Below are 26,606 nucleotides of genomic sequence, written 5' to 3'. Positions count from 1 at the left end.
AGAGTGGTGGCCCGGAGACAACTCCGGGCCACCACTCGACGGGAGAGACGTGACGGTGAACCGCAGGACGGCGCTGGGTCTCGGCACGGCAGCCACGGCGGGAGCGGTGCTCGTCGGCACTGCGGCGTCGGCCGCCGCCCGCCCCGGTAAGTCCGCCACCGCCGGGGCGAGCCCGGAACTCGTCGCCCCACGGATCGCCGCGGCCTTCCAGCGGGAGAAGTCGCTGACCGGCGGCAACTGGCAGGTCCACCTCAGTCTGGAGAACGGCGCCACCCCACTGGTCGCGGTCTCCGAGTCCGCCGACCGGCGGGTCGAGGCGTACAGCGTCAACAAGATCGCGGTGGCTGTCGCGGTGCTCGACCGGGTCGACCGGGGGCTGCTCACCCTCGACCAGCGGGTCGAGGTGGCCGCCTCGACCGTGGTGCCCGGCGGTGACGGCATCTTCGTCCTGGACACCGCCTACCCCAGTTCGGTGACCGTCGGGCACGTGCTGGCCAACCTGCTCACCGTCTCCGACGACACCGCGTCGCGGCTGTGCGGCCTGGTCTGCCCGGCCACCGAGATCAACCGCACCCTCGCTGCGAAGGGCTTCCCCAACACCCAGGTGCAGCCGCTGTCCGACCCCCACCGGTTCTATCTCGGCACCAGCACCGCCCGGGAGACGCACGCGCTGCTGCGCGCCCTGGTCGCCGGCACGTTGCTGTCGCCGTCGTCGACCGCCCTCGTGCTCAAACTGCTGCGCTCCCCGGTCGCCTTCACCGACGGCATCCGGCGCACCATGTCCTCGGCGGAGCGGGCCCGGGTGGCCACCAAGGCGGGCTGGTTCGTCGACGCCCGGCACGAGGCCGGTGTGGTCTTCGACACCACCGGGGCGGCCGTGCTGACCTACGTGCTCTTCGCCGACGGCCAGGCCGACCGGGACAACTTCGGTGCCACCCACCCGGTGGTGCAGGCTCGGGCCCGGCTCGGCCGCTTCCTCCTGGACGCCACCACGCAGCTGAGGGGCACCGCCGACGCGCCCCGGCACCGGGTGGCCCGGCAGCGCCCCAGCAACGGCGGCTGACCACCTGGGCCCGCTCCCCCGGGCCCGGGTCGTCCGCCGGCCCGCCGGCCGGCCACCCGAAGCGGGACGGACCGTGGCTCGACGTGGGCGGGAGCCGTCGGCGGTGACTACCGTGTACTGCGGGACACCGGCGAGGGGGACGACACATGGGGAAAGCGGCGGAGCGCACGACCGGGCGGACGATCGGCGGGCAACTGTGGCGGGTGGCGGGGCTGGCCGCGCTCGCGGGCCTGGCATGGACGGCCCGGGACGTGCCGGCGGCCCTGGGCGGCCGGCTGACCGGGGCACGCGCGGAACGGGCCGCCCGCTCCGCGCAGTTCCGCGACGGCACCTTCCACAACCGGGTCGCCACCCGCACCATGCCCGGCGGTGATCCCGACCGTAACCTGCTGCGGGAACTGCTCTTCGGTCCGCAGCGTCGCCGCCCGACCGCACCGGTGCCGTTGCTGCGGCCCACCCCCGCTCCGACCACCGACGTCGCGCGGGAGCTCAACGTCGTCTGGTACGGCCACGCCTCGACCCTGATCGAGATCGAGGGACACCGGGTGCTGATCGACCCGGTGTGGAGCGACAGGTGCTCGCCGTCGGCGGTGGTGGGGCCGAAGCGGCTGCACGAGCCCCCGGTACGCCTCGACGAACTGCCCACTGTCGACGCGATCCTCATCTCCCACGACCACTACGACCACCTCGACATGGCCACCGTCCGGGAGCTGGTCCGCCGGCAGTCGGCGCCGTTTCTGGTGCCGCTCGGCGTCGGCGCGCACCTCGACCGGTGGGGGGTGCCCGACGACCGGATCATCGAGCTGGACTGGTCGCAGGGGCACCGGATCGGCGGCCTGGAGATCACCGCGACCGCCGCCCAGCACTTCTCCGGCCGGGGGCTGCGCCGCGACGGCACGCTGTGGAGTTCCTGGGTGGTCGCCGGGGCGCACCGCAAGGTCTTCTACACCGGCGACTCCGGCTACTTCGACGGGTACGCCGAGATCGGCGCGGAGCACGGGCCGTTCGACGTGACGCTGATGCAGATCGGCGCGTACGACCGGGCCTGGCCGGGCATCCACATGTTCCCCGAGGAGGCCGTCGCCGCCCACCTCGACCTGCGCGGCGACCTGCTCGTCCCGGTGCACTGGGCCACCTTCAACCTGGCCCTGCACGACTGGTCCGAGCCGGTCGACCGGCTCTGGGCCGAGGCCAAGGCGCGGGGCGTACGGCTGGCGGTGCCCCGCCCCGGCGAGCGGGTGGTGGTCGACGACCCGTCGGCGGTCGACGGCTGGTGGCAGACGATCGCCTGACCGCAGGCGTCCACCGCCGCCGCTCAGAGCACGAAGGCGTCGGTCCACAGCGCGCCGGAGCGGCCGGACAGCACGTCCAGCATCGCCGCCGCCTGCCCGTCGGTGAGCTGGGCGACGAAGTCGACGATGGCCCGGCCCCGGGCCCGGGAGATCCGGTCCGGGGTACGCGGGTGCAGCTCGGCCTCGGCCAGCTCCACCAGGTCGGGCAGGCGGCGGGGCAGCCGGGACTCCTCCTCGGGGTCGAGCAGCCACTCCCACAGCGACTCGACCAGGGTGCCCAGCAGCCGGGCCTGACCCCGCTGGTGCAGGGCCAGGTCGGGGCGGGCCAGCACGAAGCGGTGGTGGACGAACTTGAGCACCTGCACCTCGTGCCACTGGGCGCGGGCCAGCAGCACGTGGCCGGAGCGTACGTCCGGGGTGGCGGTCACCGTGATCGCGTCGACCAGCCGGGTGGTCCACCGGGCCGAGAACCGGGCCACGTACTGCTCCGCCTCGATCGAGCCGTCGAAGGGCAGCGCCAGCAGCCCGTCCACCAGTTCCTCGCGGACGTGCTCGACGGCGGCGGCGAACGCGTCGTCGTCGGCGATCCAGGCGTCCTTGCGGTGCAGCTGCCGGCGCAGCGCCTCGATCGCCGAGCCGGGTCGGCGGGCCGCGCCGGCCAACGCGGCGTCGGTGACCGCCCGCAGGTGTCCGCCCTCGCGCTGCCAGGCCATCAGGCGGCCACGGTGCCCTGCTGGAGCACCCCCACCCGGTAGAAGTCCTCCACGTCGTGGATGGCGTACGCGATGTCGTCGGCGGTGTCCATCACCGACGCCTCGACGGTCTGCTGCCACTGCGCGATCCGCCCGGCGAACGGCGCGCGGGCCTGCCGCAGGTCGGCGAGTTCCGTGCCGTACGCGCCGAACTTCAGCGAGCCGCTGTCCGGGTCGTCGGGTGGGGCGGCGGCACCCCGGGGCGCGGGACGCAGGTGCCGGGGGTGCGGGTCGGGGTGGTCCAGCCGGGTCCACGGGTACTTCAGCATCGCCGCCCGCACGGCGGCGGTCAGGTCGAGGCCGGTGGTGGCCGCGCCGCGGATCTCGGTGCTGGTGACGATCCGGTACGACTGGGCGTTGCCCTCGAAGCCGTCGGCCAGCCCGAGCCGCTGCCGGGCCAGCCGGTCGAGCACCCGTTCCCCCAGGTGCCCGAACGGCGGGTGGCCGAGGTCGTGGGCGAGGGCGGCGGCCTCCACCACGTCCGGGTCGCAGCCGCCCAGCTTGTCCAGCAGGTCCCGATGCGCCGGGTCGGCGGTCAGCCGTTCGGCGATCGCGCGGGCCACCTGGGCGACCTTGAGACTGTGGGTGAGCCGGTTGTGCACCAGCAGCCCGGAGCCGACCGGGCTGATCACCTGGGTCACCCCACCGAGCCGGGCGAAGAACGGTGAGGCGACGATCCGGTCCCGGTCGGCCCGGAACGGGCTCACGGCCAGGTCGCCGAGGGCTCGGGCGCTGCCACCGAAGAGCCGACGGGCACGCGGGTCCGCAGGTTGGTCCATGATCGCCACGCTAGCGCAGCCGACCGCCCGGCCGCGCCGGCTCGCACCGGGCCGCCCGCGGGCCGGGGCCCGGGGGCCGGCAGACGGTGCCCGGCGGTCGGGCAGGTCGCGGCCGGGCAGGCGGCTGCCGGACAGATGGCGACCGGCGACCGGGCAGGCGGCTGCCGGGCGGGCGGCGGTCGCCGGCACGGTCCCGGCGGGGGTGGCGCGGGGCGTCGGGGGTGGGCGGCACAATGCAGCAGGGAACCCGAAACGAAGGCGGATCAACATCGTGACCCAGTCAGTCCATCAGCGGATCGCCGACGAGCTCGGCGTCGCCGAGCGCCAGGTGCGGGCGGCCGTGGAGCTGCTCGACGGCGGCGCGACCGTGCCGTTCATCGCCCGTTACCGCAAGGAGGCCACCGGCCTGCTCGACGACGCCCAGCTGCGCACCCTGGAGGAGCGGCTGCGCTACCTGCGGGAGCTGGACGAGCGGCGGGCCGCGGTGCTGGAGTCGATCCGCAGCCAGGGCAAGCTGGACGAGGCGTTGGAAGCGCAGATCATGGCGGCCGACTCGAAGTCCCGGCTGGAGGACATCTACCTGCCCTACAAGCCCAAGCGGCGGACCCGGGCGCAGATCGCCCGGGAGGTCGGGCTGGAGCCGCTGGCCGACACGCTGCTCGGCGACCCGACCCGGGACCCGAAGGAGACGGCCGCCGGGTTCGTCGACGCCGAACGCGGGGTGGCCGACGCCGCCGCCGCGCTGGAGGGCGCGCGGGCCATCCTGATCGAGCGGTTCGCCGAGGACGCCGACCTGATCGGCGCCCTGCGTGAGCAGATGTGGTCGCGGGGCCGGTTGGTCGCCCGGGTACGCGACGGGCAGCAGGACGCCGGCGCGAAGTTCGCCGACTACTTCGACTTCGCCGAGCCGTACCCGAAGCTGCCCTCGCACCGCATCCTGGCGATGTTCCGGGGCGAGAAGGAGGGCGTGCTCGACCTCACCATGGCCCCCGACGCCGAGGAGGACCCGGACGCCCCGCCCACCGGTCCGACCCGCTACGAGGCGGCCATCGCCGGCCGGTTCGGCATCAGCGACGCGGGCCGGCCCGCCGACCGGTGGCTGGCCGACACGGTGCGCTGGGCGTGGCGGACCCGGATCCTGATCCACCTCGGTGCCGACCTGCGGATGCGGTTGTGGCAGGCGGCCGAGGAGGAGGCGGTCCGGGTCTTCGCCACCAACCTGCGCGACCTGCTGCTCGCCGCCCCGGCCGGCAGCCGCGCCACGATGGGTCTCGACCCGGGTCTGCGGACGGGGGTGAAGGTGGCGGTGGTCGACGCCACCGGCAAGGTGGTCGCCACCGACACGATCTACCCGCACGAGCCGCGTCGGCAGTGGGACGCCTCGGTCGAGACGCTGGCGAAGCTGGCCGGGGCGCACCGGGTGGAGCTGGTCGCGATCGGCAACGGCACCGCCAGCCGGGAGACCGACAAGCTCGCCGCCGACCTGATCAAGCGGTATCCGCAGCTCGGTCTGACCAAGGTGATGGTCTCCGAGGCCGGCGCGTCGGTCTACTCCGCCTCCGCGTACGCCTCGCAGGAACTACCCACGTTGGACGTGTCGCTGCGCGGGGCGGTCTCCATCGCCCGCCGGCTCCAGGACCCGCTGGCCGAGCTGGTCAAGATCGACCCGCGCTCGATCGGCGTCGGGCAGTACCAGCACGACCTGTCCGAGGTGAAGCTGTCCCGCTCGTTGGACGCGGTGGTGGAGGACTGCGTCAACGGCGTCGGGGTGGACGTCAACACCGCCTCCGCCCCGCTGCTGACCCGGGTCTCCGGCATCGGTGCCGGGCTCGCCGAGAACATCGTGCTGCACCGGGACGCCAACGGGCCGTTCCGCACCCGCGCCGAGCTGAAGAAGGTGGCCCGGCTCGGCCCGAAGGCGTTCGAGCAGTGCGCCGGCTTCCTGCGCATCCCCGGCGGTGACGACCCGCTCGACTCGTCCAGCGTGCACCCGGAGGCGTACCCGGTGGTGCGTCGCATCCTGGCCAGCACCGGGCAGGACCTGCGCTCGCTGATCGGGAAGTCGGCCCTCCTGCGCGGGCTGCGGGCCACCGACTTCGTCGACGACACCTTCGGCCTGCCCACCGTCACCGACATCCTCGCCGAGCTGGAGAAGCCCGGCCGGGACCCGCGACCGGAGTTCCGCACCGCCACCTTCGTCGAGGGGGTGGAGAAGATCGGCGACCTCACCCCCGGGATGCTGCTGGAGGGCGTGGTCACCAACGTGGCGGCGTTCGGCGCGTTCGTCGACGTGGGCGTGCACCAGGACGGCCTGGTGCACGTCTCGGCGATGTCGCACACCTTCGTCAAGGACCCGCGCGACGTGGTGAAGTCCGGTGACGTGGTCCGGGTCAAGGTGCTCGACGTCGACGTGCCGCGCAAGCGGATCTCGTTGACCCTGCGGCTGGACGACGAGGTGCCGGCGGGCGGTGGCCGGCCGGCCGGCGACGGGCAGCGGCGCGAGCGCGGCACCCCCCAGGGCGGGCGCGGCGACACCCCGGGCGGCCGGCGCGGCGGCGCGGGCGGGTCCGGTGGCGCGGGGAGGTCCGGTGGCGCGGGGAGGTCCGGTGGCGCGGGCGGGTCCGGCGGCCAGCGGGAGCAGCGGGGCGGTTCGCGGGGCGGGCCGCAGCAACGGCAGGGTCGGGGCGGCTCCGCGCCGGCACCCGCCAACGACGCGATGGCCGAGGCGTTGCGCCGGGCCGGCCTGGCCTGACCCGGCCGGCCCCGCCCCGCCCGGGACCGACCGGGCGGGGCGGCAGCCCGCCCGGCACCGCGTCCCGGGCGGGGCGGGTGCGCGCTCGCTGGACCGGTTCGACGGGCGGCGGACCGTGCACCGGGGCCGGGGACGACGGGTGGCGGGCGGCGGGACGTGCACCAGGGCCGGGGCCGGCGGGTGGCGGACCGTGCACCAGGGCCGGGGACGACGGGTGGCGGGCGGCGGGGCGTCGCCGGGTCGCCGACGGTGGGCGTACCGTCGCGGCATGGACGGTGACGGCGATCCGCAGTGGCGGGAGCGGCGGCAGCGGGCGGTCCGGGCACACGCGGCGGCCGACGCCCGTCGGCGCGACGGCGAGCACGCGCAGGCCGAGGAGCTGGTGGCCCGGTTCACGGCCGAGGCGGCCCGGCGCGGGCTGCGCACCACCCGCCTGGTGGCCCAGGGCTACGACGGGCGGGGCCGGTACCGGACCGGGCTGACCGGCTGGTACGTCGACCGGGCCGGCCTGCGCGCGGTCGCCGTCGACGGCCGGTTCTACCTGCTCACCGTGCCGTCGGGCGTGCGCGCACTGCTGTTCGGCGTCGACGTGCCGCCGGCCCGGCCGCCCCTGGTCGTCGGGCGCGGCGGCCGCGACGGCGAGTCGATCCCGCTGGCCGACCTGCTCACCCGCCGGCTCACCGCCGGCGACGACTGGCCCTGAACCCCGGGTCCGCCACCATCTCGTGCAGGGTCCGCTCGACCCGGTCGGCACCCACGGCCACGGAGAACATCCGGTCGTAGTAGGCCCGACCGGCCTGCCCGAGCAGTTCCAGCTTCTCCCGGCCCAGGTCGCAGACCTCACGCAGGGCGTCGGCGATCGAGTCGGGGTCACCGGGCCGGGCGGTGATCCCCGCGCCGCTGTCCCGGGCCACCGCGGCGGCGTCGCCCTCCGCGGCGACCAGCAGCGCCCGTCCGGCGGCCAGGGTCGCCTGCACCTTGCTCGGCATCGTGTACGCGGACATGCCGCCCGGGCGCAGGCTCACGTAGTGGACGTCCCCGGTGGCCATCAGCGCGGGCATCCGTTCCCGGGGCAACTGTCCGAGGAACCGGACGTTGGACGCGCCGACCTCCGTGGCGCGGCGACGTAGCCGATCCTGCGTGGTGCCGGAGCCGGCGATCAGGCACACCAGCCGGGGGTCGTCGGTACGGGCGCAGGCGTCGACCAGCGAGTCGAGCCCCTGCGCCTCGCCGAGCGCGCCCGCGTACACCAGCACCACCTGGTCGGGCCGGAGCCCGAGTTCGGTGCGCAGGTCGGCGGCGCGGACACCCAACGTCTCGTCCGCCCACACCGGGACGTGCACGAGCTTGTCCCGGGGCACGCCCCGGTCGGCGAGCAGGTCGGCGGCACCGGGTGCGACGTGGGCGACCCGGGAGGCGCTGCGGTACATCGCCCCGCACCAGGCGGCCATCCCCCGCTCGACGGTCCGCGACACCGGGCCGGTGCCGAGGAAGCCGCTCGCGACCACGCTGTCCGGCCACAGGTCCAGCACGTGCAGCAGCACCGGCACCCGGTGCACGTAGCGGGTGAACCACATCGGCAGGGCGACGCTGATCGGCGAGTTGCCCACCCAGAGGGCGTCCAGTCCGCGCAGCGCCGGGGTGCCGGAGACCAGCGCGGACACCGCGAACGACCCGTAGTTCGCCACCCGGCGCAGCGCGGAACCGTCGTGGCTGGGATAGAGGGCCACCCGGCGGACCCGGGTCGCCCCGACGACCTCGTCGTGGCGGCGGGCCAGCCGGTAGCCGGGGGCCAGCCGGCCGGTCGGGTAGTTCGGGAACCCGGTGAGCACCCGGACCTCGTGGCCCCGTTCGGCGAGGGCGCGGGCGAGCATCCCGGGCAGGGCCGCCGGGCCGGGCTCCGGGTCGTACCACTGGGTGAGCAGACCGATCCGCATCCGCCTCACCCCGCCGCCACGCCGGCCACCGGCCGGTCCGACCGTTCGCCGTCGGCCCGCCACAGGGCGCGCAGCGATGCGGCCAGGTCGTACGCCGGGGTCCAGTCGAGCACCCGGCGGGCGCGGTCGACATCGGCGCACATCCAGGGCACGGCGGCCGAGCGGGTGGCGTCGGGCGGGAAGCCGCCGGGGCGGATCTGACCGGTGAACCCGGCCACGTCGGCCAGCAGCCGGACGACGTCGCGGGTGGCCGTCGCCCGTCCGCTGCCCACGTTGACGACCCGTTGCGCGCCGACGGGGGCGCACCGCGTCGCGGCCAGCACCGCCGCCGCCACGTCCCGCACGTCGACCAGGTCCCGGTACGTGTCGTGCAGGCCGAGGGCGATGTCGTCCGCGCCGTCGGCCATCGCGGTACGGATCATCGCGGTCGCCCGGGCCAGCATGTTGCCCGCCGGCATCCCCGGCCCGACCGGGTTGAAGACCCGCAGCACGACCGTGTCGACCCGACCGGCGTCGCCCGCCAGCTCGGCCAGCCGGGTGGCCGCCAGGTGGCTGAGCCCGTACTCGCTCACCGGTACGGCCGGATGATTCTCCCCGACGGCCAGACCGTGCGGCACGACGCCGTACTCCGCCGCCGAGCCGATCCGGACCAGCCGTGCACCGGGCGCGGCGACGGCCACCGCCTCGATGAGCTTCGCGGTCGCCACGACGTGTGCCTGGACGAAGTCGGGTCCGGAGCCGACGATGCGGCCCGCCGCGCTGACCACCACGTCGGGTCGTTCCCGGGCGACCAGCGCGGTCAGCTCGGGCAGCTCCATCCGGGCCGGGTCGCACCGGGTGCGGGAGGGGGCCCGGACGGTGGTGTGGCCGGCCAGCGTGGCGTGGATGTGCCGGCCGAGGAATCCACCCGCGCCCAGCAGCAGCACCCGGTTCATCGGGGCCGCACGACGTCCCGGTCGTCGGCCGACGACGTGGACGGGTGGCCGGCGGCCGACGACGTGGACGGGTGGCCGGCGGCCGACGCCGTGGACGGGTGGCCGGCGGCGGTCGGCGCGGCGGGCCGGTCGTCGGCGGCCGACGGGGCGTTGCCGGTGAACTCGTGCCAGGTGGCCGCGCCGGGGGCGGAGATGCCCTCCCGGGTGAGCACCACCCTGACGGTGGCCAGCAGGATCCTCAGGTCCAGCAGGAAGGACCGCCTGTCGACGTACTCGATGTCGGAGGCGAACTTCGCCTCCCAGCTCAGAGCGTTGCGTCCGCGTACCTGGGCGAGCCCGGTGATGCCCGGCCGCACGTCGTGCCGGCGGGCCTGCTCGGGGGTGTAGAGGGTCAGGTACCGCACCAGGTGCGGGCGGGGGCCGACCACGCTCATCTCGCCGCGCAGCACGTTCCAGAACTCGGGCAGCTCATCGAGGCTGCTCGCCCGCAGCCACCGGCCGACCCGGGTGAGGCGTTGCGCGTCGGTGACCAGCCCGCGCTGCGGGTCGGGGTGGCGCATGGTGCGGAACTTCACCACGTCGAACAGTTCGCCGTGCAGGCCGGGCCGGGTGTGCCGGAACAGCACCGGCCGGCCGTGGGTGACCAGCACCAGCAGGGCCACCAGGGCCAGCAGGGGCGCACCGAGGGTCAGCACGACCAGCGCGCCGAGCACGTCGAGCAGCCGCTTGCATCTGTCGTACGGGCGGCGGGTCGACGGGTCGGTCTCCCGTCCGGTCACCGGGCCGGCGTCACCGGCGCGCGGCTGTGCCGCGGGGGCAGCAACTTTGGACATGGAACAGACCTACCACCTTCCCGGCGACCGTTCCGCAGTTTCACATTTGCCGCACCGGTGGGCCGGCAATGGTGGCCGCGCAGCACCGCGCGAAACGTGAAACGTGATTGTTCCTCCCTTTCCCGGAAGCGCGCACGGTCTCGTTATCGCAACAGTATGGTCACCATTGACGAGATCGTGATCCCCGAGGATGGTCCGACGGGAAAAGGCAGGAGGAGATATGCTTTCCTCGCTTGCGGACAGGCGTTTCCTGGTCACCGGGGGCACTGGTTCGTTCGGCCAGACAATGGTTTCCCGACTGCTCGACGCCGGCGCCGCCGAGGTGCGGGTCCTCAGCCGGGACGAGTCGAAGCAGGACGCGATGCGCCACCGCCTCGGCAACGACCGGGTCCGCTACTACATCGGTGACGTGCGCGATTACGACAGCGTGCTCAAGGCCGCCCGGGGCATGGAGTTCGTCTTCCACGCCGCGGCGCTGAAGCAGGTGCCCTCCTGCGAGTTCTTCCCGCTGGAGGCGGTCCGCACGAACGTGCTCGGCAGCGCCAACGTGGTCGACGCCTGCGAACGCGTCGGGGTGGAGACGCTGGTCCTGCTGAGCACCGACAAGGCCGTCTACCCGGTCAACGCGATGGGCATGACCAAGGCGTTGATGGAAAAGGTGGCGCAGGCGCACTCCCGTAACAACGCGACGGCCCGCACCAGGGTCTGCTGCGTGCGTTACGGCAATGTCATGTACTCGCGCGGATCGGTGATTCCGTTGTTCATCGACCAGATCCTGCGCGGCGGTCTGCCGACGGTCACCGACCCGTCGATGACCCGTTTCCTGATGTCGTTGCCCGAATCGGTGGAACTGGTGGAGCACGCGTTCACCTACGGCCAGCCGGGGGACGTGTTCATCCGCAAGGCCGACGCCTGCACCATCGGCGACCTGGCCACGGCGCTGTGCAACCTGTTCGGGGTGCCGGCGAAGTTCACCGTGCTCGGCATCCGGCACGGCGAGAAGCTCTACGAGACCCTGGCCAGCCGGGAGGAACTCGCGTTCGCCGAGGACCTCGGCGACTTCCTGCGGGTGCCGGTGGACAGCCGCGACCTCAACTACTCCCTCTACTTCGAGGAGGGCGACGTCGAGCACGGCGGGCTGGCCGACTTCCACTCGCACAACGCCCGCCGGCTGTCCGTACCGGAGATCGAGTCGTTGCTGATGACGCTGCCCGAGGTACGCGCGCAGGTCGCCGCGGCCACGGCGGCCGTGGTGACGAGTTGAGCGCGGGCACCGACGCCGCCCGCCCGGACCGGGTGCCCCGCCGCCGCACCGACCACCGGCCGGACCAGCGGGCCGCCGCCCCGGTGCGACGGGTCCTCGTCGTCGGGGTCACCGGCATGCTCGGGCACACCGTGCTGCGCGAGCTCGCCGACGATCCGACGCTCGACGTGCACGGCCTCGCCCGCAGCATCGACGACCGGGCCGGCCACTACCCCCCGCACCTGCTGACCCGCATCGTCCCGGCCGTCGACGTGACCCGGTTCGACGACGTCCGGCGGCTCGTCGACGAGCTGCGGCCCGACGTCGTCGTCAACTGCGTCGGCGTCATCAAGCAGCGGCCGGACGTGCAGGACGCGGTGCCGACGGTCACCCTCAACGCGCTCCTGCCCCACCTGCTGGCCGACGCCTGCGCACAGGTCGGCGGCCGGCTCGTCCACGTCAGCACCGACTGCGTGTTCTCCGGCCGGCGGGGCGGCTACCTCGAGGACGACCTGCCCGACCCGCCCGACCTCTACGGCCGGTCCAAGCTGCTGGGCGAGGCCACCGGCGCGTCGGCGCTCACCCTGCGTACGTCGATCGTCGGGCACGAGCTGACCACCCGCCGCTCCCTGGTCGACTGGTTCCTGTCCCAACAGGGTCAGGTGCGCGGCTTCACCCGGGCGGTCTACAGCGGGGTGACGACCGTGGAGTTCGCCCGGCTGCTGCGCACGGTGGTCCTGCCCCGGCCGGAGCTGACCGGCCTCTACCACGTCGCCGCCGAACCGATCACGAAGTACGACCTGCTCCGGCTGGTCGCCGAGGTCTACGGGTGGCCCGGTGAGCTGGTGCCGGACGACGCGTTCGTCTGCGACCGGTCGATGCGCGCGGACGCCCTCGCCCGCGCCACCGGTTACCGTCCGCCGAGCTGGCCGGACATGATCACCGCGCTGCACGCCGCCCGGGAACGCTGGACGTCCGACCCGGCCCGGCCGGGCCTGGCGGGCGTACCGCGCTGACGCAGCAAACGACCATCGCCGGCGCTGCCGGCCCGTCGGAGTCGAAGGACATCACGTGGGGAACCGAGTGGGTCAACTGTGCCTGGTCGTCGGGGCGGTCCTGGCCGTGGTGGTCACCACCGTCGCCAGCGTCACCGTCCCGCTGGTCGCGGTCGGCGCGGTGGCGCTGCTGCTGCTCGCGCTGTTCGCGCTCGCGCAGCAGATGGACGGCTGGCGCTGGCTGCTGGGCCTGACCATGGCGCTGCTGGTCTGCGCCTCGTCCAAGCTGCCGAGCCTGGTGGAGGCCAGCTTCTATCCCCGGTACGCGGCGGTGGCCGCCCTGGTCGTCTGGGCGCTGGGCGCACCGGGCCGGACGGTGGCGCGGGTCGACCCGTGGACCCGGCTGCTCGTCGGCGCGCTCTGGGCGATGGCCGGCCTGGCCACGGTGAGCTTCACCTGGTCGGTGGTGCCGTTGGAGACCCTGCAACGGGGGGTGGCGCTGCTCCTGCTGGCCGCACTCGTGCACGTCCTGGTCCGCCGCCGGTGGCCCGACCGGGCGGTCATGCTGGCCGACCTGCGCATGGTCTACCTGGTGCTCAGCGGGTCCGCCCTGATCAGCCTCGGCGTCGGGCTCACCGACGGCACGCTCGTCGCCGCGCTGTCGCGGACCGACCGGTTCGAGGGCCTCTACAACAACCCCAACATGCTCAGCATCGTCTGCGCCCTGACCACGCCGCTGGGCTGGGCGGTCTACCGGCAGTCCCGCCGTCGGGTGGAACTGCTCGGCATGGTGCCGGCCGTCGCCTGCCTGCTGCTGTCGCAGTCCCGCACCGGCCTGATCGCCGTGCTCGCCGGGGCCTGCTGGGTCGTGCTGCGCAACGGGCTGGGCCGGGTGGTACGGCTGGGCGCCGGACTGGCCGTGGGGCTACTGGTGGCGTACCTGTTCAATCTGCTGCCGGTCCTGTTCGCCGGCCCCTGGGTACGCCAGCTCGTGCTGCGCTTCACCGACCCCACCGGCGGTGACCTGTCCAACGGCCGCACCGAGATGTGGCAGGCCACGGTGGACCTGTGGTGGCAGAACCGACCCACCCTGGGCTTCGGGTACGCCTCCCGCAACCACCTGTTCGCCCTCGCCAGCCTCGACGAGTCCTTCGGGACCGGGGTGAGCGTGGTGCACAACAGCTACCTGCAACTGCTGCTGGAGTTGGGGCTCGCCGCCGTGGCGCCGCTGGTGCTGCTGCTGCTGGCCGTCGGACGGGTCGCCCTGCGCTCCCCGGTGCGCCGGGCCGACTCCGGGCTGGTCTGGCTCGTCGTCACCGGCCTGCTGATCCAGATCACCGAGTCGGCCATCTTCGGCACCGGGCAGACGTACCCGTACGTGTTCTGGTGCGTGGTCGCCGGGGTGCTGCTGCACCTGCCCGGTGGACGCGCCGACGCCGACGCGGCGCAGGCGGACCCGACGGCGGACCCGACGACGGCGACCCCGCCGTGGGTCGGTGCCCCGGCCGGCGACCTGACCCGCCTGCCGGTCCCCGCCCTGCGCTGAGGTCACCCGACGGTGGGCGTCCCGACCGGGCACGCCCACCCCGTCGTGTCCACCCGGCTCAGCGCCGGTCGTCGGCCACCAGGAAGGCGCTGACCTCGGCCCGCCAGGCGCGGTGGTCGAACGACCCACGGGCCCGGGACCGGGCGGCCCGGCTCATCGCCGTCCACTCCTCGTCGCGCAGCCGCAGCGCCCGCTCGATCCCCCACCGCACGTCGTCCGGCCCGTTGCCGTCGAGCACCAGCCCCTCGACGCCGTCGTGCACGTGGGCGGCCAGGTCGCTGGTGTGGTTGAGCAGCACCGGACAGCCGGCGGCGAGGCTCTCCGGCACCTTGGACGGGAAACCGTTGGCCGCGTACCCGCCGGTGGGGCGGACCAGCATCGAGAAGTGCGACTCCGCGAGCAGCGTCAGCACGGTGTCGCGGGGCACCCGACCGAGGAACCGCACCTCGGCGACGATCCCGTCGAGGACCGTGACGTCCAGGTCGGAGTGGGTGGCGGCGGCCTCGCGGGTCACCCCGGCGATGGTGAGGCTGACCCGGCGCTGCTGCTGCGGGGTGAGCCGGGCGATCCCACGCAGGATCACGTCCAGCATGTCCTTGCGGCCGGGGGTGCCGGCGTAGAGCAGCCGCAGCCCGGTGGAGAGCGCGGGTGGCCGGGCCGTCGGGAAGTCGTCGCAGTCCACCTGCGGCGGCACCACCAGCACCGACATCCCGTGCCCGGTGAGGTAACCGGCCAACGTGGTGGAGACCGCGGTGGCCCGGTCGACCAGCCGGGTGGCCAGGAACGTCGACCACCGGTGCCGGACGTAGTACGGGGTGAGCCAGCCGTGGCGGAACTGCCGCCGGTCGTGGCGTTCGCTGGCGTCGACCACCACCGGGCAGCGCAGCGCCAGCCGCAGGACCGCCCAGTTGCCCAGCGTCATCAGTGCCATCGGGAGCAGCACCACGCTCACGTCGCCCCGGCGTACCCCCTGCCGACGGGCGGCCCGCAGCACGCGGACCGGACGGGCCAGCCGGGCCGGCAGCCGGGTGAGCCGGTGCCGGCCCCGCACCCGCAGGGTGACCAGGTCGACGCCGGCCGGCTCGGGCGGTCGGGCGGGGAAGGCCAGTTCGCAGGGCCAGTCGTTGACGACGAGCGTGCGGGTGCCCTCGGGCGCGGCGGACCGGGCGAGCTGCAACAGCCGGTTGGAGGTGGCGTCGCCGTACGGGAAGGCGTAGGCGCCGACGAGCAGCGGACGCGGTGGGCCGGTCCGCCCGGTCGGTCCGCCGTCGGGCAGGGGTCGCCGACCCGCGACCAGGGTCTGTTCGTTCATCTCTGTCACCGTCCCGAGCCGACCGGTGGCCGGCTGCTCTGTCGTGGCGTGCGGTCCCGCCCGGGGCGGGCCGCCGCCCACCGGTGGTAGATCTCCAGGTGGGTGGTGGCCGCCGTGTCGATGGCGAAGGCGCTCTGGAAGAACCGCTCGGCGGCCACCGCGGGGGCGGTCGACGCGGTGTACGCCGCCGCCCGGCCCACCGCCCGTGCCCACACCTGCGGCGGGGCGTCGACCCCGACGACGGTCACGCCGGGCAGCCGCTCGTCGATGAAACGCACGCCGGGCAGGTCGGCGGCGACCGTGCCGACGCCCAACGCGACGGGCTCCAGCACTCCCCCGGGCAGCCCCTCCAGGCAGGACGGGTGGACGACGACGTCGGCCTGCCGCAGCAGCCCGCCCACGTCGTCGCGGGGGCCCAGCAGGTGCACCCGGTCGCCCAGCCCGACGGCGTCCGCCGCCGCGCGGACCCGCTCGTCGTCGGCCGGGTCACCCGGCCCGACGAGCACCGCGTGCGCGGACACGCCCCGGTCGCGCAGCGCGGCCAGGATCGGCGGGAGCAGCCAGCGGCGTTTCTCGGGTGAGGCCCGGCCCACGGTCACGCAGACCAGGTCGGCCGGTCCCGCGCCGATCAGGGCCCGCAGGTCGTCGGGGCTGGGGCGACGGAGCCGGTCGAGGTCGAGCCCGTTGAGCACCACCCGGCACCGGTGGTCGGCACGCCAGCCCGGGTGGTAACCGAACGTCAGCGAGCTGGGCGAGACACCGAGGATGTCGGTGGCGCAGACCCGCAGCAGCCGCCCGCAGACCCACCGGTAGACCCGGCGGCGCAGGGTGCGCGTCGCGTTGTCGTCGCCCCGGAAGTGCGCGACCCGTCCGGGTACGCCGCGCAGCGCGGCCAGCGCGAGCGGCACCCCCGAGAAGTTGGCGCAGTCGGCGTGCACCACGTCCGGGCGCAGCCGCCCGAGCAGCCGCAGGAACCGCAGCGGGAAGCGCGGGTCGAGGGGGATCGCGGTGACGCTGCCGCCGTGCCGGGCGACCACGTCGGCCAGCGGCCCCGGGCCGACCCGGTCGCTGAGCGTCACCACGTGCAGGTCGACGCCGCCGGCCGCGAGCCGGGGCAGCAGTTCGGCGGTACGCATCTCGGTGCCGCCGAAGTTCAGCTCACCGACGACCCGCAGCACCCGCAGCCGGCCGGTCACGACGGACCGCACCGGGCCAGCGCCCGCCGGTAGCCCACCAGCGCGGCCGGCACCATGGTCGACAGGTACGCGACGCAGGCCGCCGCCGGCAGCCCGGCCAGGCCGAACTGGCGCAGCCCCCAGACCTTGAGCACGGTGGCCAGCACCAGGAACGCCGCCCATCCGACGAACTGCGGCCGGAGCAGGCCGATGCTGTTCTGCACCATGATCAGCGGGGAGGTGACCGCGACCAGCAGCGACCAGCCGGCCAGTCCGACGAGGACGGGTAGCCGGATCGTCGACCGGTCGACGGACCCGAGCCAGAGCGCGATCAACCGGTGGCCGGTCACGACCAGCGTCAACCCGACCGAGCCCACCACCACCCCGTAGAGCAGCACCATGCGCCGGGTGTTGCGGCGTACCCAGTCCACCTCGCCCCGGGCGAGGGCGGCGCCGTTGACCGGCCAGACCGTCATGCCCACCAGCCCGACGAAGACCCACAGCACGCCGAACAGCTTTCCCACGACCGCGTAGTGCGCCGCCGCCGCGAGCCCCAGCACGTTGGCGACCAGCGGGTTGTCCACGTTCAGCGCGATCGACGACATCGTGGTGAGCACGAAGAACCGCACGCCCAGCCGGAGCAGGCCGGCGACGGTGTCGCGGTGCACGAGTCGCGGCCCCGGCCGGTGCGCCTGAGGGCAGGACCAGAAGTAGGTGACGGTGTTGAGCAGGTTGGTCACCGGCACCGCCAGCACCGCACCGGCGACGACCACCAGCGGTGGCCAGCCGGCGGTGATGGCGACGAGCACCACGGCCAGGGCGGCCAGGGCTCCGGCCGACTGCCAGGCGTTGCTCTGCACCATCTGGCCACGGGCGTACTGCACCCGCTGGACCAGCGAGAGCGGGATGTTGACCACGAAGGCGCCGAAGCAGATCAGGACCAGGGTGGGGGTCTGCGCGGCGACGCCCGGGTCACCGACGGCGAACAGCTCCACCCAGGGCACCACCGGCGTCACCACCAGCAGGGCGGTCAGCAGCAGCACCGCGACCACGCCCAGGGTGGCGAACGCGCCGGAGATCTCCCGGGCCTGTTGGCGGGGGTCGTCGGCCAGTTGGCCGAGCCGGGTGAGCAGCCCGTTGCCCAGCCCCAGGTCGGCGAACCAGGCCATTCCGGTGAGCGCGGTGATCGCCATCCACAGGCCGTACCGCTGCTCACCGAGGTACCGGAAGCAGGCGGGGGTCAGCACCAGCGGCGCGGCCAGGCCGATCCCCTTGGCCACCATCGCGGTGGCGATGCCCACCGTGACGGTACGGTCCCGGCCCGGCCCCGACGCCGGGAAACCGACCGGCAGCGCGGCGGTGGCCGTCGTGGCGGTGGCCGTCGTGGCGGTCGCCGTCGTGGCGGTGTCGACGGTCGTGGCGGTCGCCGTCGTGGCTTCGGCCTTGGCGGCTCCGGTCGTCGTGGCGGTGGGGGCCGTGCCGGCGGTGGCCCGGCCCACGGCCCGGGTCACCGGTGGGTGGCGGGGGCGACGGCCAGCCGCTCGGCCAGCCACTCGGCCGTGGCCCGCAGCCCCTGCCGGCGGGCCACCGGGGTGACGTCCGGGAACAACTCCCGCAGGGCGGTGTTGTCGGCGAGCGAGTGCGGAACGTCCCCGGTACGCGGTGCCACGTGCTCCCGGGCGATCGGCCGGCCGAACAGCTCCTCCAACTCGTCGAGGACCTGGAGCAGGCTGGCCCGCGCGCCGAAGGCGAGGTTGACCGGATGCGGGTGGTGCACCCGGCGGCGCAGCGCGTCGAGGATCACCTCGCAGACCGTGCCCACGTAGGTGAAGTCGCGGGACTGGGTGCCGTCGCCGTGCACCTCGACCGGCTCGCCGCGCAGGGCGGCGTGGGTGAACCGGGGGATGACTGCCGCGTACGGGTGGTCGTGGCGCTGCCCGGGGCCGAACACGTTGAAGAACCGGAACGCCAGCGTGGGCAGCCCGAATGACGCCTGGTGGGCCAGCGCGTACGCCTCGGTGGCGAGCTTGCTGGCCGCGTACGGGCTCATGGGCCGGGTCCAGGTCAGCTCCGCCTTGGGCAGTGCCGGGTTCATCCCGTACACCGACGAGGAGGAGGCGACCAGCACGTGCCCCACGTCGTGCCGGCGGGCCGCCTCCAGCACCATCAGCGTGCCGGTGGCGTTCGCGTGGTGGGAGGCGAGCGGGTCGCGCAGCGACCGGGGCACGCTGGGCAGCGCGGCCAGGTGGACCACCGCCTCCCGGCCCGCCATCGCCGCGTCCAGGGCCGCCGGGTCCAGGATCGACCCCTCGACGAGGTCGACGTCCAGCCCGGCGAGGTTGCCGCGCAACCCCACCGAGAAGTCGTCGAGGACGCTGACCTCCTTGACGGCCGGCTCGCCGAGCGCGGCGCGGGCCAGGTTGGCGCCGATGAAACCGGCCCCGCCCGTGATCAGAATGCGCATGAACCACCCCCATGTACGCACATCACCTGTACATCGAGCCGGGACGCGGCACGTTACGGCGGCGGCGCGAAATTCACCCTGCCCACGGCGGGGACGTCGGCCTCCGGGCGGGCCGGCATCCGCCGAACGGCCGACGGTGCTGTCCGGGAGCCGACCGAAAAACGCCGTGAGCTGCGCAAACGCGCACAGTGACTGCATCGTCGTGCGTCGTGGAGGTGGGGGATGCCCGAGCTGATCGTCTACCGGTCCAACGCCCTGATGTCGGTCAGGTCGCGGTTCGACGCCACCCGGGACGTGGTGATGCCGGCCAACCTCGCGTACCCCGAGGGGATGGTCGGCCTGTGGCACTCCGGCCTGCCGCAGGTGAGCCTCGTGCCCTCGACCGCGACCGACGCCCAGGTGTGGCCGGTGATGTCCGCCGTCGGCACCCGCATCCACGACACCTCCGACGACAACTGCCCGATCAACACCGGCTGGTCCTACGTCGGCGGCAACCACGGCTACAACGTCGGCAACCAGATCGTGGTGGCCAACCACGGCAAGACGACCGCCGACGTGGGGTCGCAGTGGAGCGACGGGACCCGCATCTTCACCCTGCTGGCCGTCACCAACGCCAGCAGCCTGCTGTTCGGCAACCCGTACACCGTGGTGGACGGCATCGCGCAGGGTGCCCGGGTGAAGCCGGCCGGGCCGCTCACCCACGTCTCGGGGGCGACCAACCGGACCACCGTGCCGATCACCGGTCTCACCCCGGACGTGCAGATCCGCCCCGCCACCCACTCGCACACGGTCGCCGTCGAACTCGACGGGCGGCCGGTGCCCGACGGTCGGTCGACGGGCCTGGAACTGGTGATCCGGGAGTCCTACCTCATCCCGTCCTACCAGGGGATGATCGACACGGCGCGGGCGAACGTCGGCACCCCGATCGCCACGATCATGCCCAGGATCCCGTCGCTGTGCCGGATCGCCAACGTCTACCGCTGGTCGCCCGGCGGCGGCCTGCTCGTCACCCAGACGGTGACCGCCCTGACCCGGTTCGCCCTCAACGCGGGCGTCACCCAGTGCGCGCCGCTGACGCCGGTGACGGGCGGGTCCCGCCGGCAGTTCATGCCGAACGTGGGAGTGGCCGGCGGCCTGAACTGGTCGGTCTGGGCCAACATCGACACCCTCGCCGCGCTCACCGACGTCACCCCGGCGGCCCTCGTCGACCGGACGATGCCGGCGGCCGGCATGACCCAGTGGGTGGTCAGCGGCGGCGGCGTGCAGCAGTGGGGTATCGCCGTCGGATTGCTGCCGGTCGCGGACGGGGTGCCGCAGGTCCGCGCCCGCTACACCACCGCCAAGAGCTGGTTCATCAGCTCCAGTCTGAAGAAGAACTACCCGCAACTGGTGTGGGGGCGCACCATGGCCGCCGGGGAGTCGGTGACCGGGACCGCCTACCGCCGCTACCTGGCCCCGCCGTCGACCGCCACCGAACTCGTCGTCTCCACCGGCGACGACGACTTCGTGGTGATCGAACGGGTCGGCACGGTCGCCCAGGCCGAGCTGGCCGCGCCGCAGCTGTTCCACCGGCTGCTGGTCCCGGTGGGCGCGACGAACCTCACCGTGCCCGACCGGGTCACCGTCGCCGGGGTGCCGTACGCCGTGCCGGTCTCCCCCGGGTACGGGACGTGGCGCGCGGACCCCGACGAGGCCCTGCCGCAGCCGCTGCCGGGGGCGTCCGGGGCCCGGGGCGGCTACTTCCTCGTCCGGTCCGGCCCGACGGTGGAGAGCACCTGTACCGGCGCCTACCAGCGGCTGCTGCTGCACCCGTTCTTCCTGGCCGAGCCGACCCCGGTCGACCGGGCGTGCGTGGAGGTGACCCGGGTCGGCACCGGCGTGCTGCGCCACGGCGTGTACGCCCACGACCCGGCCACCGGTCGGCCCGCCCTGCTCGGCCCGGTCGCCGACTTCGGCACCGTGGCCGTCACCACCGTCGGGGTTAAGGAGTCGGTGCTGGGCGCACCCGTCCTGCTGCCGGCCGGCTGGCACTGGTACGGGCAGGTGTGGCAGGTCAGCGGCGTCACCGCGCCCACGGTGCGGGCCGGTGGCGTCGGCTGCGCCACCGTGCTGAACCTGGGTTCGACGGCGGCGGCGATGACCGGCGACCGGTTCGGCTACGAGGTGAGCGCGGTGACCGGCGCGCTGGGGGCGATCACCATCGGTGGGGTGCACGGGTTCCCCCCGCCGCAGGTCGCCTACCGGCGGGCCTGACCCGACGGCCGAGCAGGCGGTCGGGTGATCGGGGCGGGGCGTCGTCGGCGTCAGCCGGTGGGGACGCCGTAGATCCGCTTCATCGCCTCGTGCTTGGCCGGGACGGGCAGGTGCCCGATGCCCAGCGACTTGGCCCGCAGCCGTTCCAGGTACTCGTCGGTGGTGCGCACCGGCCGGGCCGGGACGCCGGCCGCCACGGTGTTGTCCGGGACGTCCCGGGTGACCACCGAACCGGCCCCGATGACGCACCGGTTGCCGATGGTGACACCCGCCAGGATCATCGCGCGCATGCCGATGTAGACGTCGTCGCCGATCGTGATCGGTGCGGTCCAGTCGAGGTCGGGATAGTCCTTGCGGAGGATCAGCGTGCCACCGTCGTGGGTGATGAACTGCACCTCGGAGGTGACGTAGACGTTGTCGCCGATGGTGATCAGCCAGGGTTCCGAGCCGAACATCGCCCGGTTCACCCCGTAGAACCTGACCCGGCCGGTGAGGTTGACCCCCAGGGACCTGACGAACGCCTCGGGGTCGCGGGACGCGGCCAGATGGTCCCGTACGCGCCGGGCCATCGTACGAACACGACTGGGCACTGGCTGTCCTCGATCGCAGGTCAGGTACGGTCACGGGCTGCCGGCACCCGCCGGGTCCGGTCACTGGCACAACGAGCGGGGTACGGCCCCGGTGACGGGTGGCCCCGCCCTCGGCGGTCAGCGGCAGAACTGGCGGGCGTGTTCCAGCACGTTCAGTTCCCGGTGCCGCTGCCGCCAGTGCCGGTAGCGCCGCCCGGCGGTGTGCTTGGCCTCGGCGCGTTCGACGGGTGTCCGGTCGGCGAGCAGGTCCAGCGCCCGGCTGAGGCCGGCCGCCGTCGCCGGTCGGACCACCATCCCGCCGGTGTCGGCGATCAGGTCGCTGAACGGCGTGTTGTCCGAGCAGACGACCGGGCAGCCCGAGGCCAGGCTCTCCAGGATCACGTGGCCGAAGTTCTCGCCGAGGGTGGGGAAGAGGAAGGCGTCGTACCGGCTGAACGTCGGCATGACGTCCGCCGCCACGAGTTCGCCGAGGTAGCGGACCCGGACGTGCCCCGGCATGGCCGCGATGAGCCGTCGGCAGCGCGACCAGTAGTGCGGGTCCTCCACCGGGCCGAAGATGTCGAACTCCACCGGCCGGGTCGTGCCGGCCACCGCCTCCAGGGCGGTGGACAGGTTCTTCATCGGCGAGATCCGGCCGACGAAGACCAACCGCAGCGGGCCGTCGTGCGCGACGACCGGTGGGGGCGGGTCCGCCGGGATGGGGCTCTCGTTGCCGTTCACCATCACCTGCGCCCACGGCAGGTTGGCCCGGATCTGCCGCTCCTCCAACCCGCTGCACGCCTGCCAGCGCACCCGCAGCCTGCGCAGCAGCGGCGCCCACAGCGCCAGGAAGATCCGCTTCTTGGCCGACCTGATCGCCAGGGCGCCGGGCGACAGCTCGCCGCGCGGGGCGACCAGGACGGCCCCGACCCGGACCAGGCGCAACGCCACCGCCAGGATCGCCAGCACCGAGAACAACGACCAGATGCTGTTGACGTAGAGCAGGTCGACCGGGCGGGCCCGGACGTGGCGGACCAGCCGGGCCCAGTGCCGGGGCGCCCACGGGTTCAGGTAGAAGACGGCGGACCGCCCGTCGCGTCGCAGCAGCCTGCCGGACAGACCGGGGTACGGTGCTGACGAGCCGAGATCCCGGTCCCGGGTGATCAGGGTGACGTCGAGATCCCCCGGCAGGGTGTCCAGGATGAACCGCAGCGAGCGGATCGGGCCGCCGCCCCGGAAGCCCGGCTCGAACACCCCCGCGGTCGCCACCACCCGGTAGGTGCCCACGGACCGTCGTGGCGTGCCGGCGACTTCCAGGGAGGGCAGCCTTGTCAACTTGTTCACCATCGGCTCACCTTCACCGTGCCGCCCGAGAAGCGGCGTCCCGTAGGAATGTCCGCACCGCCCGGGCCGCGGCCGGAGGGCCCGGCCCGTACGGGAGGTCGCAGTCGAGGGGAAGGGTGCGTCCGCGGGCCGTGGACTCGACCCGTGCCCCCGCCCGGCGAACACCGACGGTGCCGCTGCGGGGTGGCGGGCGGAGCGCGACCGGCGCTCCCCGTGGCCGAGGGGGCAACGGTTGACGACCGACGTAGTGATCGTAGGCGCGGGTGGGATGGGCAGGGAGATGTTCGGGGTAATTCGGCTGCTCAACGACCACGCGGTGGGTGCGCGGCCGTGGCGGGTCCTCGGCTTCGTCGACGACTACCCGACCGGGGAGAACGTGGCCCGGGTACGCCGGCTCGGTGTCCCCTTCCTCGGCCCCACCCGCTGGCTCGCCGGTGGCCCGGCGGGCCTGACGGTGGCGCTGGGCGTCGGGCACCCCCGGCTGCGCCGCGAGACCGACCGGGCCCTCGCCCGGTACGGCCTGCCCGCCGCCACGGTGGTGCACCCGGCTGCCGAGATCGGGCCGGACTGCGTCGTCGGCGAGGGGCTGTTCGCGGCCGGCGGGGCCCGGGTGACGACGAACGTGGTGCTGGGCCGCCAGGTGCACCTCAACCAGAACTGCACCGTGGGGCACGACAGTGTGCTCGGCGACCACGTCTCGGTCAATCCGCTCGCCGCGGTCTCCGGCTACTGCCGGCTGGACGACGGCGTCATGGTGGGCACCACCGCCGCCGTCCTGCCGGGACTGCGGGTCGGTCGGGACGCCGTGGTGGGCGCGGGCGCGTGCGTGACCAGGGACGTCCCGGCGGGCACGGTGGTCACCGGGGTGCCCGCCCGGCCGGTGCCGGGGTCAGCGGCGGATGCCCGCCCAGTCGTGGTGCCGGCGCACGGTCGACAGGATGAAGTCGACCACCCGGCGTGAGGTGTCCGGGACCCGGTAGTCCGGTGGGCAGTCGACCGGACCGGCCGCCACCTGGTCCACCACGACCCGTACGCCCTCGACCACGCCGGCCGGGTCGAGGCCGGTCATCACGATCGCGCCGGCGTCCAGCGCCTCGGGACGCTCGATGGACTCCCGCAGGGTCACCGCCGGGAAGCCGAGGATCGCCGCCTCCTCGCTGACGGTGCCGCTGTCGGACAGCGTGCACCGGGCGTGCCGTTGCAGGGTCACGTAGTCGAAGAAGCCGAACGGCTCGTGGAAGGTGATGCCGTCCAGGAGCGTGCCGTCGACGGCGAGCACCTCCAGCCGCTTACGGGTGCGCGGGTGGGTGGAGACCAGCAGCGGCAGCCGCCACTCGTCGCGTACCGCGCACAGGCAGTCGAGCAGCCGCCGGAGCCGGTCCGGATGGTCGACGTTCTCCTCGCGGTGGGCGCTGACGACGAAGTAGCCGCCCGGTTCGAGGGCGAGCTGCGCCAGGATGGTGGACCGTTCGATCTGTGGCCGGTAGTGGTCGAGCACCTCCCGCATGGGTGAGCCGGTGTGCAGGATGCGGCGGGGGTGCAGGCCCTCGGCGAGCAGGTTGCGCCGGGCGTGCTCGGAGTAGACCAGGTTGAAGTCGGCGACGTGGTCGACCAGCCGCCGGTTGGTCTCCTCCGGCACGTTCAGGTCGAAGCAGCGGTTGCCCGCCTCCATGTGGTAGACGGGCACCTTCATCCGCCGGGCCATCAGCGCCGCGATGGCGCTGTTGGTGTCACCGAGCACCAGCAGCGCGTCCGGCCGCAGCTCGCCGATCGCCTTCTCGGTGCCGACCAGCACCGCGCCGAGCAGGCTGCCGAGCGACCGGGTGTCGGCCCGCAGGAAGCGGTCGGGCGGGCGTACGCCCAGCTCGGTGAAGAAGATGTCGGACAGCGCCGGGTCCCAGTTCTGTCCCGTGTGCACCAACGTGTGCTCCACGGTGCGGTCCAGCGTGTCGATCACCCGGGCCAGGCGGATGATCTCCGGCCTGGTCCCGACGACGGTCATCACCCGGGTCACGGACGCCTCCTCGTGGTTGGTCTCGGTGGTTGCGGGCACCGCCGGCCGGACGGGTCGGCGGTGGTCACGACGTCCGGCCCTGCGGGGGCACCCGGTGCGGCGGTTCGTCGACCGCCTGCCACGCCTGGTCGAGCACGCTGACCCGGGGCCGGCTGAGCCGCCACCGGCGGTAGGCCTCCCCCGCGCTGAGCCGTGCCGCGCGCCGCTGGGCGGGCGGGGCGGTGGCGACCCGGGTGAGCAGTTCGCCCAGCGCCGCCGGGGTCAGCTCGGTGAGCACCTGCCCGCCGCCGTCGCGCAACACGGGCGTCCACGGCGTCCGGTCCGAACAGATCACCGGGCAGTACGCCGCGAGGCTCTCCGCGATGGCGTTGCCGAAGTTCTCGCCCCGGGTCGGCAGGACGGACGCGTCGTACCGGGCGAACGTCGGGCCGACCTGCCCGGGGGGCAGCTCACCCCGGTAGTTGACCACCGACGGGTCCGGCAGGGCCGCCCACAGTTCCTGGCACCGTTGCCAGTACCTCGGGTCCTCGACCGGGCCGTAGACGTCCAGCCGGACCGGGGCCCGGACGTGGGCGAGCGCGGCGAGCACCAGGTCGAGGTTCTTCATCGGGGAGATCCGGCTGATGAAGACCAGCCGGGTGTGGTCGGCGGGCGGCAGTTCGGCCGGGGCGGGGTACGGCTCGGGGCCGGGGGCGATCGCCACCACCCCGATGCGGGCCCGGGGCAGCACCCGGAGGATGTCGGCGACCTCCTGCGGCCCGGTGGCGTGCCACAGCACCCGGGGTCCCCGCAGCATCCACCGCCAGCCGGCCAGGAACACCCGTTTGCGCAGCCGGTGCAGGCCGAGGGCGGCCGCGCCGAACTCGCCCCGGGGGGCCACCAGGATGCGCTCGGCCCGCAGCAGGCCGAGCCGGGCCGCGACGATGGGCAGGATCGAGAAGACCGACCAGACGCTGTTGACGTAGAGCAGGTCGAACCGGGCCGAGCTCAGCGAGCGCCAGAGCGTCCGCCAGTGCGCCGGGTGCCGTGGGCCGAGGTAGAAGATGTCGGTACGGCCCCGGCGTACCCAGGTGCCGGACAGGCCGGGATAGGCGGCGGGGCAGCCGAGGTCGCGGTCGCGGGTCAGCAGGACGGTGGAGACCCCGGCGCTCGCCGTGTCGAGCACGTCGGAGAGGGAACGGACGGGTCCTCCGGCGCGCCAGCCGGGGCTGAAGTAGCCGGCCGTGACGAGGACCCGGAAACTGTTCCGACCGGCTTCGGCCAACCGTTCGTCGACTTCCGTCGCGGGGCTGGTGTCGCCGGCCATCCTCGCTCCTCGCTGAAGACACGAAACTGAGTGGCTCAACGA

General features: G+C 74.0%; 20 protein-coding genes and 1 pseudogene. 9 read left to right on the top strand and 12 right to left on the bottom strand.

Annotation, left to right across the window (positions count from 1 at the left end; genetic code table 11):
* Positions 1-55 precede the first annotated feature (55 nt).
* Together ACN268_RS31665 and ACN268_RS31660 are read left to right on the top strand one after the other, a co-directional pair.
* Positions 56-1,063 carry a serine hydrolase gene (locus ACN268_RS31665; protein ID WP_421486672.1) on the top strand — a complete coding sequence of 336 codons (1,008 nt, stop codon included), beginning with the start codon at positions 56-58 and terminating at the stop codon, positions 1,061-1,063.
* Positions 1,064-1,209: 146 nt separating this feature from the next.
* Positions 1,210-2,355, top strand: a complete 1,146-nt coding sequence (locus tag ACN268_RS31660) for an MBL fold metallo-hydrolase (protein ID WP_421486671.1) — start codon at positions 1,210-1,212, stop codon at positions 2,353-2,355.
* Between the two features lie 23 nt (positions 2,356-2,378).
* Here ACN268_RS31660 and ACN268_RS31655 read toward each other — a convergent pair.
* Positions 2,379-3,886 (bottom strand): annotated as a pseudogene (locus tag ACN268_RS31655) (deoxyguanosinetriphosphate triphosphohydrolase family protein).
* Positions 3,887-4,157: 271 nt separating this feature from the next.
* Between ACN268_RS31655 and ACN268_RS31650 the strand changes: the two are divergent.
* Together ACN268_RS31650 and ACN268_RS31645 are read left to right on the top strand one after the other, a co-directional pair.
* Entirely contained in the window at positions 4,158-6,638 is a 2,481-nt protein-coding gene (locus ACN268_RS31650; protein WP_421486670.1) for a Tex family protein, read from the top strand.
* A gap of 268 nt (positions 6,639-6,906) precedes the next feature.
* On the top strand, positions 6,907-7,341 hold the full coding sequence (locus ACN268_RS31645) for a hypothetical protein (RefSeq protein ID WP_421486669.1): 435 nt from the start codon (positions 6,907-6,909) through the stop codon (positions 7,339-7,341).
* Here the strand turns inward: ACN268_RS31645 and ACN268_RS31640 are convergent.
* Genes ACN268_RS31640 through ACN268_RS31630 form a run of 3 tightly spaced genes read right to left on the bottom strand, consistent with a single transcriptional unit; the run spans position 7,316 to position 10,343 of the window.
* A complete protein-coding gene (locus ACN268_RS31640; RefSeq protein WP_421486668.1) occupies positions 7,316-8,575 on the bottom strand; it encodes a glycosyltransferase family 4 protein in 1,260 nt (419 codons plus the stop codon). The two genes, ACN268_RS31645 and ACN268_RS31640, sit on opposite strands and share 26 nt — an antisense overlap.
* Positions 8,576-8,580: 5 nt before the next feature.
* Positions 8,581-9,510, bottom strand: a complete 930-nt coding sequence (locus ACN268_RS31635) for an NAD-dependent epimerase/dehydratase family protein (RefSeq protein WP_421486667.1) — start codon at positions 9,508-9,510, stop codon at positions 8,581-8,583.
* Positions 9,507-10,343, bottom strand: a complete 837-nt coding sequence (locus tag ACN268_RS31630; RefSeq protein WP_421486666.1) for a sugar transferase — start codon at positions 10,341-10,343, stop codon at positions 9,507-9,509. The genes ACN268_RS31635 and ACN268_RS31630 overlap by 4 nt, the downstream gene beginning before the upstream one ends.
* A 190-nt stretch (positions 10,344-10,533) precedes the next feature.
* Here ACN268_RS31630 and ACN268_RS31625 point away from each other — a divergent pair, with 190 nt between their 5' ends.
* Genes ACN268_RS31625 through ACN268_RS31615 form a run of 3 tightly spaced genes read left to right on the top strand, consistent with a single transcriptional unit; the run spans position 10,534 to position 14,127 of the window.
* Positions 10,534-11,607 (top strand): polysaccharide biosynthesis protein, encoded by a 1,074-nt coding sequence (locus ACN268_RS31625; RefSeq protein ID WP_363656629.1) that lies wholly within the window; start codon positions 10,534-10,536, stop codon positions 11,605-11,607.
* A complete protein-coding gene (locus ACN268_RS31620; RefSeq protein WP_421486665.1) occupies positions 11,604-12,602 on the top strand; it encodes a dTDP-4-dehydrorhamnose reductase family protein in 999 nt (332 codons plus the stop codon). Before ACN268_RS31625 ends, ACN268_RS31620 begins: the two co-directional genes overlap by 4 nt.
* 55 nt (positions 12,603-12,657) lie before the next feature.
* A complete protein-coding gene (locus tag ACN268_RS31615) occupies positions 12,658-14,127 on the top strand; it encodes an O-antigen ligase family protein (RefSeq protein WP_421486664.1) in 1,470 nt (489 codons plus the stop codon).
* Between the two features lie 58 nt (positions 14,128-14,185).
* On the opposite strand, the gene ACN268_RS31610 is transcribed toward ACN268_RS31615, so the two are convergent.
* From ACN268_RS31610 to ACN268_RS31595, 4 genes are read right to left on the bottom strand one after another with little or no spacing between them, the layout of a single operon-like run.
* Positions 14,186-15,439, bottom strand: a complete 1,254-nt coding sequence (locus ACN268_RS31610; RefSeq protein WP_421486663.1) for a glycosyltransferase — start codon at positions 15,437-15,439, stop codon at positions 14,186-14,188.
* A 5-nt stretch (positions 15,440-15,444) separates the two neighbouring features.
* The gene (locus ACN268_RS31605) at positions 15,445-16,647 is read right to left on the bottom strand and encodes a glycosyltransferase (RefSeq protein WP_421486662.1); all 1,203 of its coding nucleotides are present in this window, start codon (positions 16,645-16,647) and stop codon (positions 15,445-15,447) included.
* Positions 16,632-18,125 carry a lipopolysaccharide biosynthesis protein gene (locus ACN268_RS31600; RefSeq protein WP_421486661.1) on the bottom strand — a complete coding sequence of 498 codons (1,494 nt, stop codon included), beginning with the start codon at positions 18,123-18,125 and terminating at the stop codon, positions 16,632-16,634. Before ACN268_RS31600 ends, ACN268_RS31605 begins: the two co-directional genes overlap by 16 nt.
* Positions 18,122-19,078 (bottom strand): NAD-dependent epimerase/dehydratase family protein, encoded by a 957-nt coding sequence (locus ACN268_RS31595; protein ID WP_421486660.1) that lies wholly within the window; start codon positions 19,076-19,078, stop codon positions 18,122-18,124. The genes ACN268_RS31600 and ACN268_RS31595 overlap by 4 nt, the downstream gene beginning before the upstream one ends.
* Before the next feature lie 222 nt (positions 19,079-19,300).
* On the opposite strand from ACN268_RS31595, the gene ACN268_RS31590 reads away from it, so the two are divergent.
* Positions 19,301-21,331 carry a hypothetical protein gene (locus tag ACN268_RS31590; RefSeq protein ID WP_421486659.1) on the top strand — a complete coding sequence of 677 codons (2,031 nt, stop codon included), beginning with the start codon at positions 19,301-19,303 and terminating at the stop codon, positions 21,329-21,331.
* Positions 21,332-21,381: 50 nt separating this feature from the next.
* On the opposite strand, the gene ACN268_RS31585 is transcribed toward ACN268_RS31590, so the two are convergent.
* Positions 21,382-21,921 carry an acyltransferase gene (locus ACN268_RS31585; protein WP_364315399.1) on the bottom strand — a complete coding sequence of 180 codons (540 nt, stop codon included), beginning with the start codon at positions 21,919-21,921 and terminating at the stop codon, positions 21,382-21,384.
* Positions 21,922-22,038: 117 nt separating this feature from the next.
* Entirely contained in the window at positions 22,039-23,247 is a 1,209-nt protein-coding gene (locus ACN268_RS31580; protein WP_421486658.1) for a glycosyltransferase family 4 protein, read from the bottom strand.
* Between the two features lie 244 nt (positions 23,248-23,491).
* Between ACN268_RS31580 and ACN268_RS31575 the strand changes: the two genes are divergently transcribed.
* On the top strand, positions 23,492-24,205 hold the full coding sequence (locus ACN268_RS31575; RefSeq protein WP_421487051.1) for a NeuD/PglB/VioB family sugar acetyltransferase: 714 nt from the start codon (positions 23,492-23,494) through the stop codon (positions 24,203-24,205).
* On the opposite strand, the gene wecB is transcribed toward ACN268_RS31575, so the two are convergent.
* Together wecB and ACN268_RS31565 are read right to left on the bottom strand one after the other, a co-directional pair.
* Positions 24,134-25,258 (bottom strand): non-hydrolyzing UDP-N-acetylglucosamine 2-epimerase, encoded by a 1,125-nt coding sequence (gene wecB / locus ACN268_RS31570; protein WP_421486657.1) that lies wholly within the window; start codon positions 25,256-25,258, stop codon positions 24,134-24,136. The two genes, ACN268_RS31575 and wecB, sit on opposite strands and share 72 nt — an antisense overlap.
* A 64-nt stretch (positions 25,259-25,322) precedes the next feature.
* Positions 25,323-26,564: a glycosyltransferase family 4 protein gene (locus tag ACN268_RS31565; protein WP_421486656.1), complete on the bottom strand. Its 1,242-nt coding sequence runs from the start codon at positions 26,562-26,564 to the stop codon at positions 25,323-25,325.
* Between the last annotated feature and the right edge of the window lie 42 nt (positions 26,565-26,606).

Origin of the sequence: Micromonospora sp. WMMD735 (assembly GCF_049178995.1) — a bacterium.
In the GTDB taxonomy this organism is placed as follows: Bacteria; Actinomycetota; Actinomycetes; order Mycobacteriales; family Micromonosporaceae; genus Micromonospora; species Micromonospora wenchangensis.
The sequence above is the reverse complement of the archived record's forward strand: the minus strand, read 5'-3'. Positions and strand labels throughout refer to the sequence as shown.